This window comes from Ramlibacter sp. AN1133, assembly GCF_037890035.1.
Classification (GTDB): Bacteria; Pseudomonadota; Gammaproteobacteria; order Burkholderiales; family Burkholderiaceae_C; genus Ramlibacter.
On the sequence record NZ_JBBKTQ010000010.1, the window covers coordinates 174,145 to 191,650 of the forward strand.

A 17,506-nucleotide genomic window follows, 5' to 3' on the forward strand; every position below is an offset into this window, starting at 1 on the left:
CAGCGACACATCGTAGACCGTCGGCCACGCATCGGCGGCCGATCACCGCCGCACCGGCGCGGTATGCGCGGAGAACACCAGCGAACCGTCGACCCCGTAATGGGCGACGTGGATCCCGCCGCGCGCGCGGCCCAGCAGCGGCGCGACGAGGGCATCGGCTTCCATCTGCGCCAGCGCGCGTTGCGCATCGGCCGGGGTGGAAAAGACGTAGACGATGCCGTTGAGGTCCTCGCTGGCCGGCGCGGTGGGCGAGCGGCGCAGGCCGCGGCGCGGCGCGGTGGTGCGCGCGTAGTCCTGCGCCTGGGCGATGCTGAAGGCGCCGGCGCCGGTCTTGTCCTCCACCGCATAGCGGCCGCGCGGCAGCGTGCCGTGGCCGGCCGCCACGTCCACCAGGTCGTCGGCGGTGCGGCGGCCGGAGGTGCCGAATTCCGGGAAGTCGAAGGTCGGGCTGACGGGCTCGCCGGCCGCATCCACCACGCGGGTGACGCTCGAGCCCTCGGCCGCCCACAGCCGCTGGCGGAACGCCGTGAACAGCTCCCCGCGCGTGCGGTTGTCGGGCGCGGCCTCGAGGATCTGGTGCAGCACCTCCATGCGCCGCCGCCCGCTGCGGATGGCGGCGACGAACTGCGCCACCTCCTCGCGCAGCGTGCTGCGGAAGGTGCTCAATGCGGCGTCGGTCATGCCGCCGGCCGTACTCGGCAACCCGCTCACCGCGCGCAGCGCCGACGGCGCGCGCTCCATGCGCTGCGCCACGTCCTCGACGAAGTCGCCCCACACCAGCAGCAGGCCGGCATCGGCCTCGTTCATCGCGCCGCTCTCCACCAGGCCGCGCAGGTGGTTGCGAAACGGCGTGCCGCGCAGCGCGGTGCGCGCATCGGCCAGCGCCGCGCCGCGCAGGCGGCCGGCGGTGACGTCGGCCTGCAGGCGCGCCAGGCGGTCCTGCTCGGCGCGCCAGACGATCTCGGCATCGGCGCGCAGGTCCTCGTGCGAGCGCCAGCCGGCGCGGCCCTGCGTGATCCTGCCGTCGGGGCCCACGGTCAGGTGCGGCAGGTCGACCGCCCCTTCCGGCGGGCGCTGGATCCGGAACACGCGGCCGTTGCGCTCGTGCAGCACGTAGCCGGCGTTGCGCAGCTCGCGCTGCACGCTCGCGGCGCCGGCACTGCGGCCTTCGAAGCGCTCCAGCGTCGCGCGCTGCGCGGCCGTCAGCTCCGCCGCCACCTCGCCCGGCGTGACGGTGGCGTAGAACTGCGGCGGCGTGGGCGTGTCCAGCCGCAGCGCGCGCAGGTCGATGCCCTCCGGCCGGGCCAGCGCCGTCTCCAGCTCGCGGATGCGGCGGTTCAGGTCGAACAGCGCCTCGTCGGCGCTCAGCCACTCCGCCTCGGCCAGCGCATCGCCGCTGCGCGCGCGCCCTTCCACCCGCGCCAGGATGCGGCGCTGGGCGTCGGCTTCCACGATCAGCGACTCGCGCGCGATGCGCACCCGCTCCGCAGCGGCCATGCCGCGCCAGGCTTCGTCGGTGACGCCGGCCACCTCCGCCATGCGGGCGCGCATCACCGGGTCGCCATGCCATTGCAGCAGGTGCTCGATCTCCTCGCGCACCGCGGACGGCGGCGAGCCGCGCCGCACGTAGACGTGCGGCTCGCCGCCTTCGAAGCTCACCACCGCATGGGCGCGCCGGTCGGTGGCGCGGCGCAGGAATTCGGCTTCGTCGACCTCGGTGATGCGGGAGGCAAAGCGGCTGGCATCGGCCTCGCCCACGTCGAGCGCGGCGCGCACCATGTGCATGCGGCGCATCACCGATTCCAGTGCCGCGGCATCGGCCGCGACCAGGCCGCGCACGCCGCGCAGCGCCGCCTGCGCGCCGTCGATGTCGCCGGCGCGCGCCAGGCGGTTGGCCGCGGCGATCGCCTCCAGCGTCTCGGTGCTCAGGCGGTCGGCGTTGGCGATGCCGGCCTGCTGCAGCAGGCGGCCGAGTTCCTGCGCTTCGCTCGCGCCCAGGCTGCCGACCACGCGCCGGATCGCCAGCCCGATCGCGCCGCCGATCAGGCCGCCGCCGGCGCCGAAGGCGGCGCCGCGCGCGATGGCCGCCAGCAGCGCGGCGAAGGCCGAGGCCACGCCGCGGTTCCAGGTGCTCTCGTCGATGGCGGTCTGGAACAGCTCGCCGCTGGCGCCGCCGATGGCACCGTCGATGATGCTTTCGGCCACCACCGCCCCGGCCCCGCCGGTGGCCGCGCGCACCGAGTTGCCGCTGGCCATCCGCACCGCCTGCGCGGCCGGCCGGCCCAGCGCCGCGCCGTGCACGATGCGCGCCGCCAGCGCCGCGCTCGCCACCGCCACCGCGCCTTCCACCGCGCCGGTGGAAACATCGGTGAGCACGTCGGCGGTGGAGGACTCGCCGCGGATCGCATAGCCGGTGACGCCGGCCGCCGCCGCGCCGGCAAAGCCGGCCAGCGCCCCGATCGCCACCGGCCCCAGCGTGCCGCCGCTGGCCACCGTGACCACGATGGCGCCGGCCACCGCCGCGGCCATCATCGCCGCGCTGGAGGCGAACGAGCGGTTGCCGGGCGCGAACACGTCGATCGCGTTCATCGCGCGGTAGTACAGGTCGGCCAGCTGCGCCAGTTCGGCCTGGCTGACGCCGCCCTCGCGGATGCGCTCGTACAGCAACCGGAACTCGGCGACCGCCTGGTCGACGGTGGTGCCTTCCCAGGCCCAGGCGTCCCGGATCCGCGAGCCCTCGGTGCGCAGCGAACCCACGCGGTCCTCCAGCCGGTAGTGCATGAAGTCCGCTTCCGAGGTGGGCGTCTGCGGCGCGCCCGCGCCGGCCAGGGCGATCTCGCCGAAGGCGGCATTGCGCAGCGCCTCGTCCATCGCCGGATCGTCGATGGCGTCGACGGCGGATTGCAGCGCTTCGTAGCGGTCGGCGCAGCGCAGGTCCTCGGGCGTGAAGCTTTCGTCGGGATGCTCGGTGCGCCGCCGCGACACCACCAGGCCGCGCCGCAGTTCGGCCTGGGCCGCCGGATCGTTGTTGACCAGCTGGATGTACGCGCGCGGATCGGCGATCACGAACGTGACGCGCCCGCCCCGGACCGTCAGTTGCAGCGCGTCCTGGCGCAGCAGCGCATCGGCCTCGCCGGCCAGCGCACGGCGCAGCTCGCCGGCCTGCACCATCTCCACCGCCGTCCCGCGCGCCAGCCGGGCGATCAGCGCGGTCATGCGCGGATGCGCGGCCAGCCGCGTGCGCCTGTCCTCGGGCATGCGCGCGAGCGCGGTCCACACCGCCACCCGGTCCTCGGCGGCCCAGCGCTGCTCGATGTCGTAGGCCGTGAGCAGCGCCTGCATGTCGCGGCCCACGTCGGTGTCCGCCAGTTCGGGGTTGTCCTCGTAGATCGCCGCGCACAGCACCTCCAGCTGCGCCGGCGCCGGGTGGATGCCGAGGACCTGCGTGATCTTGGACTGGTACCAGACGGAGTTGGTGACCTCCAGCCGGTTGGCCGCCGGAATGCTGCGCATCCACGCCAGCAGCTCGGCGAACGTCCCCACGCGGTTGACCGTCAGCGCGGCGATGCGATGGGCCGGCACGCCGAGCGCGCCCAGCGTTTCGGCGCCGCTTTCCGGCGAGGCGAAGTACAGCGCCTGCACCAGCCCGGCGTCGTGCAGCTGCCGCTCCAGCGCCGTGACTTCCGCATTGCGTGCGGCCAGGTCTTCGGGAGAGAGGCTGGCCGGCGGCAGGTCCACGCGCGCCCGCGCCCGGGTGATGAGCGCGCCCGCGCGGCCGGCGGCGTGCCTGAGCATGGTGGGCGAGATGTCGCCACGGCCGTCGGCGGCAGCGCGCAGGGCACGCTGGAGCGCGACCGCGTCGTCGGTTTCGGCCACGATGCTGCGCAGCGTGTCGGCCGCGCTGCCCAGGTCGGGCCAGCTGCGGCCGTTGAGCATCGGCAGCAGCAGCGCGCGCTGGGCCGCGTTCAGGTCGGCGACGGCCAGGTAGGCATCGCGCGGGCGTTCCTCGCGTTCGGCCAGTTCGATGCGCGAGAAGGCGTAGCGCACGCGCATCGTGGCGATGGCATCGCCCGGTGCGGCGGCGCTGGTCACGGGCCGGGCGGCGCGCGCGCGTTCGGCCTTGGTCAGCAGCAGCTGGGTCGCGCGGTACTGTTCGTCGGCACTGAGCGCGGCGGCCAGCGCCGCGGTCACCTCGGGCCAGGTGGCGCGCGCGGGGGCCGGCGCCGCGGCTGCCGGCCCCGGTGCTGCCGACGCTTCGGTGGACGCAGGAGGTGCGGCCGGGCCCGCGGCGGGCAGCGGCAAGGATGCGCCGGCCACGTCTTCCTCGACCATGCGCAGCACGTCGGCGTCGGGCCAGCGATCGAGGGCGTCGAAGATGCCGCGCTCGTCGTCCCAGACGGTGCCGGTGTGGGTCTGGATCAACTCCGCCAGCGTGAGCTGCGCGCCCAGGTAGGCGCGGGCCGCGCCCCAGGTACTGCCGGTCAGCTTGTCGCGCAGGTCGCGGAAGAAGTTGGCGCCGTAGTCGGCGCGCAGGCGCGCCATGCGCTCGGGCGGCGTGGCGTTCTCGCGCAGGATGGCGAGCACCAGGTTGGGGTCGAAGGGGAGCAGCACGCTCGGGAACAGCGCGCGGCGCAGCTCCGCGGCGCCGCGCGGCGGATCGTCGTACAGCCAGCCACCGTCGCTGCTGCCGGCCAGGTGCAGTGGCGTGCCCAGGGGCTGGCGCGCGGCGGCCTCGGCCTCGGCTTCCAGCGCCGCGCGGCCGCTGGGCCGGACGCCGCCCGCACCGCGGCGCGCCTGCGCGACGTGCGCCAGTTCATGCACCAGCACGGAAGCGGGCGGCTGCGGATCGCGGAACTGCAGCGTGTCCAGGTTGGCGGCGGCGCGCGCGCTGCTGCGGCCGCCGGGGGCCGCCACGCCGAAGTCCATGCGCACGCCGCGCGTCAGGCCGGCGCCGAACATCCGTTCCAGTTGCGAGGACGGCGGCTGTGCGGCCGGCAAGCCGGTGGCGACACCGGGCGTGCCGGTGGCGGCGAAGCCGTGCTGCGCCGCCTGGTTGCCGGCGCTGGCTGGCGCCGCGGTCGATGCATGCCGAAGAGCGGAAGCAGGGCCCGCCGGCCGCGACGCCCGCGCGGCGGCCGCGCGCGGCGCAGCGCCGGCCGATTGCTTGCCGCCTTCAGCCATGGAGGCCTCCGCGCCCGCGATCGCGTGGCTGCGTGCCTAGGCTGGCAGGCTTCCAGGCCCCGGCGCAGGCCCGTTTCTCTGCCGCCCAGGCTCCTAGCCGACAGATCGGTTGCATCAGGCCCATGAGATCGTTCCGCGCGGCCCCGGATCTACAGCGACCGCTGCTCGCGCGGCGAGCGGAACTCGAGGCCGGTGACGGGCAGGCCCGTGAGCTGCTCGATGATCCGCATGTAGAGCCGGGTCTTGAACTCGTGGAACACCTCGAACTGGGTGCCGACGGTATGCGTGGCGTCGATGACCTTCACCGAGCGCGGGTCCACGATCATCATGTCCGGCTGCAGGTCGCCGATGGAGCGCGAGAACATGGCGACGTAGTCGTCGGCCGCGCGCCGCAGCATGGCCGGAGCCTGGGCCGCTTCGGCCTTGGCCTGCAGGCGGGCCGACGCGTCCCAGGGATCGCCCGCGATCGTCGCGTCGGAGAGCTCGGCGGCCGGCATCCGGAGCGCATTGCGCAGGCGGATCAGCCGGTCGACCAGCTCGTTGCGCAGGGTGGAGTTTTCCGGCCGGTCGATGAAATCGCGGGTGGCCTCGTCGAGGCTGGGTGGGTCGGCGGCGCGCTCCGGAATGGCCTCCGCGTAGCCCCGTATGTTCATCTTGTGGCCGCTGACCAGCCGGCCGGGGATCTCGCCGCGGTTGATCGAGCGCCTGAAGTGCTCCTTGACCAGGGCCTCGTGGACGTTCGGGTCGCCGCCCGCCTTCAGGTTCGCCTGGTCGATGGTCAGGTCTGTGTTGCCGGCAGCCCGGCGAACCACGGTGGCGCCCTGTTTCGTCACGCCGCCTTCCGGCGCGAAGACCTCGCCCTTGGGCATCGAGCGGGTGCGCGTCGGCGTCGGGGGCGGCGCCGGCACCGGCGCCGACGGGACGTAGATGCGTTTCGGCGTGCGTGTCTCGGGCGGGCCGGCGCGCTCGCTCAGGAAGATCGGCGGCTCACCCGGCACCTCCGCGACCAGGGTGTGCTGCCCGGCGGCGTCGACCACGTCGGTGACGACGGCGTTCTTCGCCTCCAGCGCCTGCGCCACGACCTCGGTGGCGCCCGGCGCATAGGAGTATTGCGTCTCGCCTGCCGGGGTGAGTTCCGCGGCGGCCGGGACGCCGAAGGATTCGGCGAGCAGCTCCGAGCTGGTCGCGGCGCTCTGCAACGCCGGATCCTGCAGCGTCTCGCGCAGTTTCGCGGCGTCGAACAGCGGATCGGCCTTGACCTGCGCCAGCACCTGGGCCAGCGAGCTCTCGAGTGCCGCGGCCTGCGCCTGCAACTGCTGCTGGAGCGCCGGATCCGCGGCCTGTTCCGCGCGCATCTGCTCGTAGATCCGGGCGGCCAGGCGGGTCTTCGCCGTCTCCACCGACGCCAGCCGCTCGCCGAACTTCCCGTGCAGCATCTCGAGGACGGCGAGGCCGGAATGCGGCTTGGGCCTCACCGCCGGCGGGCGGTGCGTCGCCACCAGGGCGCCGTACATGATCAGGCCGTCGACCGACAGGTCGCCGATCTCCTTGGCGCTCGGCCAGCGCTGCTGCGAGATCGCGAAGTGGAGCACGCCGTGCACCTGCAGCAGGGCGAAGGAGCTGACGTGGGTTGCCACGCCGGCGTACTCCTCGAGCCCGCGCGAGACCATCGCCGAGCGAACCGCCGCTCCGCTGACCCGCAACATGCCGAACAGGCCGACGTTCATCGCCAGGTCGAAGAGGAAGGAGTCCTTGGACGGCTGGCCGAGTGCGGCATTCATCACCCGGCTCGTGCCGGTGAAGACCAGCGACTCGAGCGCGACCTGGGCGGACACGTTGAGCAGCGACGCGCCTTCCCCCGCCGAGACCAGCCCGCCCGCCGCGGAAGCCGCCATCGACGCGACCTTGAGGACGGTGAACTGGATCAGGATCTGCAGGACCAGGCCGGGCAGCAGGTTGGCGCTGGCGATGAACCCCGGCAGGTTGTGGAAGAACTGCTCGATGTCCGGGTCTTCGCGGTTGCGCCTGGCCAGCGCGGCGAGCGTCTCGACGTCCTCCGCGAGGGCCGCCGTCTTCATCGCCTCGCAGCGGGTGCGAAGACGGCCCAGGCTGGCGTAGGTGGCCATGACATGGGGCGCGACGTGCCCGATCGGCGAGACGCCGAGCGACACCTCCTCGTGCCCGCGGATCGCCCGGTCCCAGAGCCGGATGCCTTCCAGGCTGTAGGCGATCAGCTGGGCGTCACGGCGGCGGCGCTGGTCGCGCGCCTCGTCGTCCGCCGGCGTGCCGCTCGGCGGATCGCCCGCCTCCTGGCGCAGCGCCGCCATCTTCGCCTGGGTCCACCGGACCCAGGCCACCATGCCGGCCACGCTCTGCCCAAGGTAAGTGAAATGCCGTCCGTGTTCGGGAACGCTGCCCAGGTAGAGCTGCACGAGGGCGTCGGGCAGGGCTGCGGACCGGGCCTCGGCGATCGACAGCAGCCTCGGCCCCTCCGGCATGAGTGCCTGGTCCAGTGCCGTGATCCAGTCATGGCGGACGCCGCCGATGATCTGGAGGTAGTGCAGGGTGAGCGGATCGCCGTCCGCGGCCGCCCCCGGCGCCGGCAGCATGCGATCGAACTTGCCCATGGCCTCGCCGAACCGGCTGACGATGGCCGACGCGGCACCCAGCTGGCGCGCGTCGTCTTCCAGGTCGATCTCCTGGCCCTGCTTCAGCGCGAACCGCGCCTCGAGGTCCGTCTCCGCCTGCACGAGAGCCGGCCCGATCTCGATGTCGGCCTCGTAGCGCTCGCGCAGCCGCGCCAGCATCAGCCGCACGCGGGCAAGGCCTGGGCCGACGTCCGCGACGTCCAGGGGTTTCAGCACCTCGGGCTGAGCCATGAGGTCGACCTCCTGCCCCGCCTGCGCCAGCGTCTGCTGCGCCGCCTCATGGCCGCGCGCGCGCGCGAGGGCGTCCTCGACCCGCACCAGCGCCCGCAGCCGCTGCCAGCCCCACTGCAGTGGATCGGAAATGGCGGCCAGGAGGGTGCGGCCCGCTTCGTTGCCGGCGAGTTCGTCCAGCTTTTCCAGGCGGATTTCGTGGACGATCCGGGTCGACATGACCCGGCGTTCCGCGGCCCCGACGTCGGGGTTCGCCGCGAGCAGGTTGAACACATCGGTGACCAGGACGATCTCGCCGGCGTCGATCAGTCCCAGCAGCCTGTCGCCGAACTCCGCCGAGTGGTCGAGGCGCTCGTACCACTTCCCGCTGATCGCCATGTACTCGTCGTACAGCTGCCCGGCGCGCGTGCGCACCGGCGGGTCCGGGGAGGCCATGACCTGGACACCGGCCGCCTGCAACCGCGGCGCGCTGCCGGTCGCCACCGCGTGGTCCGCGTCCCGCTCGGCCTCGGCCGTCCCGGCGGCCGGCGGCGCATTCGAGGCGGCACGGCGCTGCTGGATGCCGTGGGCGACTTCGTGGGACAGCAGCCGCCGGCCGGCGGCGGTGCCCGGTTCGAAGGCCCCCCTGGCGAAGAACAGGTCGCGGCCGACGGCAAACGCCTGGGTGCCGAGTGCCGCGGTCGCGGCGACCGCCCCCGGACCGGTGTGCACCCTCAGGTCGTCGACGGGGCCGAAGCCGGGCGGCAGCTGTGCGCGGGCGGCCCCCTCCAGCGGCGCCCCGGGATCGGAGCGCGCCGCGGCGATGCTGCGCTGGACGGCCTGGTTCCCGAGCCGCGACAGCCCCGGCTTCGGAGTGGCGCCCGCCTCGTGCACGGCCTGCGGCGCGGCCGCCCCCGCACTCGCCGCGCCGGCCGGCACCGGCACGTGGTAACGCGCCGGCGCGGGGGCGGTCCAGCGCCTCACCGGGCGGCCTCCATCAGCGCGCCTCCAGCAGCGGCGCGTACTCGCGCAATTGCGCGCGGTCCAGCGCCCGCCCGCGCTTGGCCTGCTGGCGGGCCACGGCCTGCAACAGGTGGCGCATGGACAGCGGCGCCGCATCGGCTGCCGCCGCATAGGCCGCATCGAGCACCACGTTACGGATGTCGCCGCCGGCCAGCGCGAACTGGCGCGCCAGGAAGGCGAAGTCGATGTCGGCGGCCTGCGGCAGCGCCGCGGGCAGCATGCCGCGCCACAAGCGCTCGCGGCCTCCGGCATCGGGCAGCGGGAAGTCGATCACGAACTGCATGCGGCGCGAGAACGCCTCGTCGAGGTTGCTGGCCAGGTTGGTGGCGACGATGACAACGCCGTCGTGGTCCTCCATCTTCTGCAGCAGGTAGGCGATCTCCACGTTGGCGTGGCGGTCGTGCGCGTCCTTCACCTCGGAGCGCTTGCCCAGCAGCGCGTCGGCCTCGTCGATGAACAGGATGGCGTTGGCGCGCCGCGCGGCATCGAAGGCTCGGTCCAGGTTCTTCTCGGTCTCGCCGATGTACTTGGACACCACGGCGGCCAGCTCCAGCCGGTGCAGGTCCATGCCCACGGACAGCGCGATCAGGCCCGCGGCCATGGTCTTGCCGGTGCCGGAGACGCCGGCCAGCATCACGTTGATGGCGCGCCCGCCGTTCAGCCGCCGCGCCAGCCCCCAGTCGTCGAGCACTCGGGGGCGCAGCTCGATCGCGCGCAGCACCTCGCGCAGCCGCGCGGCCACCGGCGCCGGCAGCACGAGATCGTCCCAGCGCAGCGTGGAATCGACGGCGCGCGTGACGCCGCCCGTGTCTTCGGTGGACAAGGCGCGCGCCGCCGCCAGGCAGGCAGCCGGCAACTCGTTCGCGGCGCCGTCGCGCAGCAGCTCCAGGGCGCGGCGCGCGGCACGGCGGATGCGCACCGGCCCGAGCACGAAGCGATCGGCCAGCGCCTGCCCATCGAGCGGCGCACCGGATTCGAAATCCGCGAGTTCGCTGTGCCACACCGCGGCGCGCTCGGCGCCGTTCAACTCCGGCACGGCGAGCTCGAACACGCCGTCGGCCGCGTCGTCGTCATCCTCCGACAGCGCCGCTTCGCGCAGGCCCAGGGCGGCCACCGCCTCGCGCCAGCGCCCGGGGCCGGTCGCATACAGGCAGGGCAGTGCCGCGCCCAGGCGGCGCAGCGCGGCCAGCAGCGGCTCGTTCAGGCGGCCGTCGGCTTCGGCCAGCGCATCCAGCGGCGTCACCAGCACCGCCTGCCCGGTCACGCGCGCCTGCAACTGCAGTGCGCTCACCGCCTCGGCCGGCGCGGCCAGCGTGCGCAGCGCGCGCAGGTCGAGCTGCAACAGGTGGCAGCCGGCCTGCTCCAGCACGCGGTGGGCGACGTACTGCGCGTCGTCGGCCGTGGCGGCGCTCACCACCGCCACCAGCGCGCGCCGCGCGGCGAGGCTGGCGTCGATGGCGAAGGCCAGCCGCATCGCGCGCGGGCGCAGGCTGCTAGGCACGCCCGGATCGTCGACGCCGCAGCCGCCACCATCGCTGCGCCAGGCGGAGAACACCGCCGGCGGCAGGCGCGCGTCGGACCAGGCCAGTCCCAGCAGCCAGTCGGCAAGCGGCGGCGCCAGGCGCCAGCCGCACTGCGCGCGCGGCAGGTCGCCGGCGCCTGCCGGCAACAGCAGGCCGGCGGCGGCCAGCAGCGCATCGGGCGCGAAGGCGGCCCGCAAGGCCAGGCGCTGGTCTGCGGCCACTGCGTCGCCGGCGCTGCGGTCCGGGGCCAGCAGGCGCATCGCCAGTTCCGCGGTCAGGTGGCGGCGCGCGAGGTCGTTGTTCAGGTAGGCGTAGATCGTTTCGTAGCGCGCCTGCAGCTCGGGGGCGAGCGCCAGCAGCAGCACGTCCTGTTCGAGCGGCGCCAGCCCCAGCACCTCGCACAGCGCCTGCCAGCGCGGCGCCACCGCCGCCAGTTGCGGTGCGCCGCCGGCCAGGTCGGCAGCGAGGTCCGCACCGGTCCATGCGGCCGCTGGCGATTCGGCGGATGACGCGGCGCGGCGGCTCGCCAGCAGCGCATCGACCTGCGCATCGGACACATAGAGGCCGCGCAGTTCGTCCAGCGACAGCTCGTAGCGGGCCCGCAGGCGCAGGGTCTCGCGTTCGAGCAGCCGGTCCAGCCGCGCCAGCGCGGGCGCGAAGCCGGCCTCGGCGGCCGGCAGTTCGGCGCGGCGCGGTGCGTTCATGCCTCGTCTCCCAGCACGATGCGGCAGCCCGGCAGGTCCAGCGTGCCGCGCGTGATGCCGGCCAGACGCAGCAGGGCGTCGAGCGGCGCGGGGCGCAGGCGCACCGTGGCCGTGGTCGTGGCAAACGTGGCCGGCGCGTCGAGGCTGCCGAGGACGACCACCGCGCGCATCGACAAGGCCTGCGCGCGCAGGTAGCCGGCGGACGAACCCGCGAGTCCCGGCAGGCGGTCGGCCAGTGCAGTGAGCAGCATGCCTGCCGCCGCGCGCAGGCTGCGCTGGCCGGTTGCCTGCAGCGCGCGGCGCAAGGCACGTCGGCCCGCCCGATCGGTGCGCAGTTGCCGGCGCCGCGCCGGGTCGAGTGCCAGCAGGCGCAGCAGGAGGGGGTCGTCCAGCAGCGCGGTGCCGGCCGGACGCAGTGCCCGCGCGGCGACCAGGAAGGCAAGCAGGCGCGCGTCGTGGGCGGCTTCTTCCGCGCCTGCCTGCGCGCCCAGCACCGCCTGCCAGCGCCGCGGCCAGGCCAGCCAGGCCGCCACGCGCAACAGCAGCAACAGGCCGCCATGGGGCGTGACGCAGCTCAGGGCGACGGCGTCGGTGTCCGGCCCTGCCGCGGGCGCACCGGCGGCAGCAGCCGCCGCTGACTGCAGGCGCACGAGCGCCTGGGCCACGGTGCGTTGCGCGTCGTCGCTGGCCTGCCAGCAGGGCCCGACCTGCGCCACCGCGCAGGCCTGCTGCCACCAGTCGGCCCAGTCCGTCGGTTCCAGGGGGGAAGGGGGGAGCCGCAGCGCGCGCGCCGCGGCCAGCAGCCGGCGCAGCGCGGCGAACGCCCGCAGCGCCTGCGCGGGCGCAACGCCCCTGTCCCCGCGTTCCACGGCGACCACGGCAAGCAGTTCGGCCACCGGGTCGTCGGCCAGGCCCTGCACCTGCTCCCACAGCAAGGCCAGCGTCGGGGCGGCACCGGCTTCGCACAGCGCCCAGGCCTCGTGCACGCGGCGCGCATCGGCGGGGCCCAGGATCGCCAGCACCTGGGCCACAGTGGTCGCGGTCAGGCGCGCGAGCGCCTGCGGCGCCAGCGCGCCGGCCTCGACGAACGAGGTGCGCAAGGCCGCCGACACCGGCAGCGGCCGCAGCCCGTCGAATTCGTCGAACCACCACTGGCGCGCGGCGCTGCCCTCGGCCAGCGCGATCCAGAACTGCGCCAGGTAGTCGGCACGATCGTCGAAGCGACGCACGCGGCCGGTCGCCAGCGCGCGGCCATAGGCGCCGACGAAGGCGCGGGCGACTTCGGCGGCCAGCAGGTCGTCGTCGATCGCCCGGGCCGGGCAGGCGAGCGCGCATTCGACGGCCAGGGTGTCGATGAAGCACAGCGAGTTGTCACGCCCGTGATCGACCGGCGCCAGCGCGCGCGCGATGCCGGCCGGCACCGCGGCGGCCAGCCGCTGCTTCAGGTCGGCGGCGCGCACCGGCGCGGCGGTGGCGCGCAACTCGATCTGCAGGCGGTCGATGTCGAGCATGGGGACTCGCTGCGTCGGGCGGCCTACTTCCCGCGCTTGGGCCGGCCCGTGCCGCCCTGCGCCGGCGGCGGGGACGCGGGTGGCTGCGGCGAAGACTGCGCGCTGCGCACCTGCGCCAGCTCGGCGCGCAAGCCCTCGACCTCGCCGCGGAGCGCCTTCACCGCTTCGATGAGCCAGGGAATGAGGCCTTCGTACTCCACCGCCATCCCCTGGCCGGAGCGCGCCACCAGCTGCGGCAGTACCTGCGCCACCTCCTGCGCGATGACGCCGAAATGCTGGGCCCGGCCCGCCTCGCCTGACCGGTCGCCGGGTGCGCCGGGACGCCAGCGGAAGCTCACGCCCCGCAGGCGCGCGACGGTGGCGAGCGGATCGGCGAGCGGCCGGATGTCCTCCTTCAGCGTCTCGTCGGAGGTGGTGTGCTCGGAGGAGCGCCAGATGCCGCGGCACTCCAGGTCCATGAAGCGGCCGTCGCCGCGGTTGTACAGGTGCACCGCATCGACCGCGGCGTTCAGGCTCCCGATCTGCACGTCGCGCCCGCCCGGCTGGCGCCCACCGGTGGAGGCATCACCACCCAGGTACGCCATCTCGCCGCCGGCGCCGTCGACGCGCAGGAAGTTGCCTGCCACGTGCAGCGCTTCCAGCGGCGCCGTGCCCACGCCCAGGTGGCCGTTGACGATGACGTCGCCCACCACGTGCAGCTTGGCGCCCGGCGTGCCGGTGCCGATGCCCACGCGGCCGCCGGCGCGCGCCAGCTCGGTCACCTCGGTGGCGGCATCGCCGCCGCGGATGCGGAAGTGCGAGCGCCAGGCGGACTCGCGCGCCTCGGCATTGCTGTACACCTCGAAGCGCGGCGTGCCGCCGTTGTCGTCCAGCTCGATGGTCATCACCTTGCGGGCCGGATCGGGGAACACCCAGGCGCTGCCGTCGGCGCTGTGGTGCGCGTTGTAGGTGATCGAGCTCCAGTTGGTGTCGCCGCTCAGGTACAGCCGGCGCTGGCGGATGCCGTCCGGGCTGTCCACGTGCAGGCGGTTGGTGGGCACGGCGGTGCCGATGCCCACGCGCCCGCCGGCCTGCAGGAACAGGCGGGCATCGGCCACGTCGGTCTGCGCGAAGTTCAGGTGCTTGCCGGCGCCATCGCGCAGCAGGTTCACGTGCCAGCGCCTTGTGCCCTCGCGGTCCTCGAAGCTGGCGAGCTCGTCCCAGCGCTCGCGGGCCTCGGCGTCGCTCGTCTTCGGCGCCTGCGCGCGCACCGACAGCGGATTGCGCGGATCGGCCGTGCCGATGCCCACGCGCTGGGTGGCGGTGATGTTGACCACCGCGCTCCAGTCGCTGCCCACGCGGTTGGCGATGCGGAAACCGTCCGGGGGCGTCACGCCGGCCTGCAGCAGCCAGGGGGTGGTTTCATTGAAGCGGATCGAAGGCTGCGCGCCCGACACGCGGATCGCGCCGTCCTCGCTGCCCCAGTCGCCCTTGACCTCGAGCGCCGCCTTGGGATCGCCGGTGTTCACGCCGACCTGCCCTTCGGCAGCGCCGGCGGCATTGCCGCTGCGCACCACCAGCCGCGGCGCCAGGGAAGGCTCCTTCTCGCCCTTTTCGGCATCGGGCGGCGACTCGGGGCCGACCACCAGCTTGTGCGCGTCCTGGCCCTTGGCGCCGATGGCGATGCGCAGCTCGCGCGGCGCCTTGGGGTCGCCCTCCAGCGGCTCGGCCGCGGCCTCGCAGCAGGTCTTGCCGGCGGGGACGATGACATCGCCCTGGCGCGCGAGGTACATCGGCACCTGCTGGTCCTGCCCGTCGGCATCGCGCAGCTGCAGCCGCGAGCCGGCCAGCTTCACGTCGCCCAGCGCGCGCAGGTTGCCTTCGACCCACGCCAGGTCCTTGCGCGCGTCGGCGGCCAGCGGGCCGTTGAGGAGGCAGGTGAAGCGGTGGCGGGCCATCGGCGAATCGAAGCGCGAGGCGAGCACGATGTTGCCGTCGGCACCCAGCACGCGCTCGGCGATCACGCCGACGTAGCGGCGCAGCGCGCGCGTGCAGTCCGCGAGCCGGTCGGCCGCCACCCGGTCGCGGTCGGCGAAGTAGCCCAGGTCGTCCTCGCGCGCCACCCAGCGCACGTAGCCTACCGGCACCAGCCAGCGCGCGCGGACGGGAAAGGTCTGCTGCGGCACCGACTCGTCGGGCAGCGGCTGCATGGCCGGATCGAAATGGCGCAGCGCCTGGTCGGGTGCGACGCTGTCGGTGCCGACCAGCACGTTGCCGCGCCGCGCCGCTCCGGCGGCAAAGTCGCCGACCACGAACTCGAAGCGCTCCAGCACCCGCGCGTTCTGGTCGGCCGGCTCGCAGTTCTCGAAGCCGCGCGCCGGCGGCTTCGCCGTCTCCTCGCGGTAGTTGAGCCACACGCGCACCGCGCGACCGGCCGGCGGCTTGCCCTGTGCATCGGGCTCGTCGGCCAGCGGCGAATAGGCGAAGGCGGCGAACAGCGTCTCCGGCAGCCGCGTGGGCCGGGTGACGACGATCGCGCGGCCATGGCCGTCCCAGGCCACGCCGGGCGTGAGGATCACCTCGCGCCGGCCCTGCGGGCCCGGTGCTGGCCGCTCGGTCAGGGTGAGCCCCGCGGCGATGCCCCAGCTGTGCGCGCCGAGCGCATGGCGGGCGTCGGCCGCCCGCAGGTAATCGACGATCGCGGCCAGATCGTCGGCGGCGAGGTACTGGCCCTCGAAGAATCGCGGCCGCTGGTCCTGGGCGCCCATCAGAGCCTCCTGTCGTTCACCGCGGCTTCACTGCTGCCGGCGCAGCGCATCGATCTGGCTGCGGTGTTCGGCCAGCTGCTGCTTCATCGAGGCCAGTTCGGCCTGCAGGTCGGCGTTCGGCACCGACACGCCGGGCGTGCCCGCCATGCCGCGGCCGGCCAGCGTGGCGAAGATGTCCACCAGGCTGCCGTCGGAGGCGGCCGTCGCCAGTTGCGCCCAGCCGGGCGCTTCCGGCGCGGCGCCGGCGCGCAGCAGGTCGAAGCGGCCCATCAGGTCGAGCACCAGGTTGTCGGCTTCGAAGGCGCTGTCCAGGTCGTCGATGCGGGTGCGGGCCTTGATCTCCTCGCCGAACGCCGCCGGAGTTGCTGCGGCCACGGGAGCCTCCGCCGTGGGAGCCGGCGCCGGGGCCGTGCGCGGCGCGCCGGACCTGGCCTTGGCCTTGCCCTGGCCGCTGAAGGCGAGTCCGAGCACGATGATCAGCACCAGCAGGCCGTTGTTGCGCTTGCCCTCGCCGCAGCACATCCTGGCGATGTCTTCCTGCATCCCCTGCCACGGCAGCCAGGACAGCCAGTAGCCCACCGTCTGCCAGTTGATGAGGAGCTTGCGTTCGCGCCAGTTGCAGATGTCGGTCACCTTGCAGTCGCCCGGCTCCACCGTCAGCACCGCCAGCGGCACGCAGTTCAGCGGCGCCGGCTGCGGGCACGCCGGCAGGAGCGCCGAGCACAGGCACTCCGCCACCAGGTTCATCCAGGCGCGGTCGAGCGCGGCCAGCCGGCTGCTGACCTCGATCATGTTGAGCTTCTTGCGCGCGGCGTTTTCCGCGTTCAGCTTGTCGAACGCGCTGGCCGGGGTCGCCAGCACGCGCGCTTCGTCGACCAGCCGGGTGATCTCGGCCAGCGCCTTGCAGCGGTGGATCGCGAAGTCGGCGGCGAACTCGCGCAACGCCTCCGCGTAGTCGAGATAGGCTTCGAGCGCGTTGTCGGCGTCGTACTTGAGCCCCTCGCGCCAGGTCGCGCGCATCTCGAGCGCGCGCACCACGCAGCACAGCAGCCGCTCCAGCAGGGGCCCGAAGCGGCTGCGATTGGCGAACAGCCACGCGAACATCAGGTCCTGCCGGCTGTTCATCGACAGCCTGTTGTCGCGCAGGTCCATGCCCGCCAGCTCCCGGACCGGCGGCAGTCGGTAGGCGATGAAGCGGTGGCCTTCGCACACCTGCGTGGGCTCGCACTGCGGATCGCTGCGGCGCTTGCGCGACGACGCGGAGGAAGAGGCCTGGCCCGCCTGGCCGCCGCAGCAGCCGGCCGCGCCGGTGCTGCCGCGCGCGCTGCTGCCGCCTGCGCCGCAACTGCAGCCGGCCGCGCTGCCCCCGCAGCCGCATCCGCCGCCGCAAGCGCACGTGTCGCCGGCGCCCGTCATCGCGGTGATGCCGCGCGTGGGCCGCTCGTCGTAGCAGACGGCCAGCACCCATTCCTCGGTGCCGCCGCGGCATTCGCGCGGCAGGGCCTGGTAGGGCGGATCGCAGACCGGCTCGGCCTGCGGCCGGCAGTCGGAGATCAGCGTGCACAGGTCGACGGCCTGGTCGTTGCACAGCACGATGTCGTCGCCGCAGGGCGACAGCGCGTAGCCGCTGCGCACGATCACCCCGCCCGAGGCGCAGGGATCGCAGACCACCTCCAGCCCGCAGGCCACCCCCCAGCCCTGGAGGTAGCGGTTGTGGAGCCGGTTCTTGTCGATCACGTAGCGTTGCAGGCGGTTCAGGTCCTCGTCGCTCAGGAGCTGGCCGGGGAAGAAGCGTGGCCGGCACAGGCACTGCAGGCCGCCGCAGGCGGCGCAGGCGGGACGCTCGTCGGCGCAGGGATCGGTGCGGCGCGCGGCCGGCGCTTGCGGTTCGCGCTCGCCAAAGAGGCCGGTGAAGACGGGGCGGCGGTCGCTCAGGGTCGATTGGGGCATGCGGATCTC

The 17,506-nt window shown here is 74.3% G+C and carries 6 protein-coding genes; all 6 read right to left on the bottom strand.

All coding sequences use genetic code 11. The annotated features are described in order from the left end of the window. Positions 1-42 precede the first annotated feature (42 nt). Positions 43-5,181, bottom strand: coding sequence for a hypothetical protein (locus tag WG923_RS16430; protein WP_340352047.1), 5,139 nt, complete (start codon positions 5,179-5,181; stop codon positions 43-45). A gap of 149 nt (positions 5,182-5,330) precedes the next feature. Further along, positions 5,331-9,023 (bottom strand): eCIS core domain-containing protein, encoded by a 3,693-nt coding sequence (locus WG923_RS16435; protein ID WP_340352048.1) that lies wholly within the window; start codon positions 9,021-9,023, stop codon positions 5,331-5,333. 13 nt (positions 9,024-9,036) lie between these two features. Beyond that, a complete protein-coding gene (locus tag WG923_RS16440) occupies positions 9,037-11,289 on the bottom strand; it encodes an AAA family ATPase (RefSeq protein WP_340352049.1) in 2,253 nt (750 codons plus the stop codon). Continuing rightward, a complete protein-coding gene (locus WG923_RS16445; RefSeq protein WP_340352050.1) occupies positions 11,286-12,800 on the bottom strand; it encodes a hypothetical protein in 1,515 nt (504 codons plus the stop codon). The genes WG923_RS16440 and WG923_RS16445 overlap by 4 nt, the downstream gene beginning before the upstream one ends. A 23-nt stretch (positions 12,801-12,823) precedes the next feature. Then, a complete protein-coding gene (locus WG923_RS16450) occupies positions 12,824-15,547 on the bottom strand; it encodes a tail fiber domain-containing protein (protein WP_340352051.1) in 2,724 nt (907 codons plus the stop codon). A 27-nt stretch (positions 15,548-15,574) separates the two neighbouring features. After that, positions 15,575-17,497 (bottom strand): hypothetical protein, encoded by a 1,923-nt coding sequence (locus WG923_RS16455; RefSeq protein WP_340352052.1) that lies wholly within the window; start codon positions 17,495-17,497, stop codon positions 15,575-15,577. Positions 17,498-17,506: the final 9 nt, after the last annotated feature.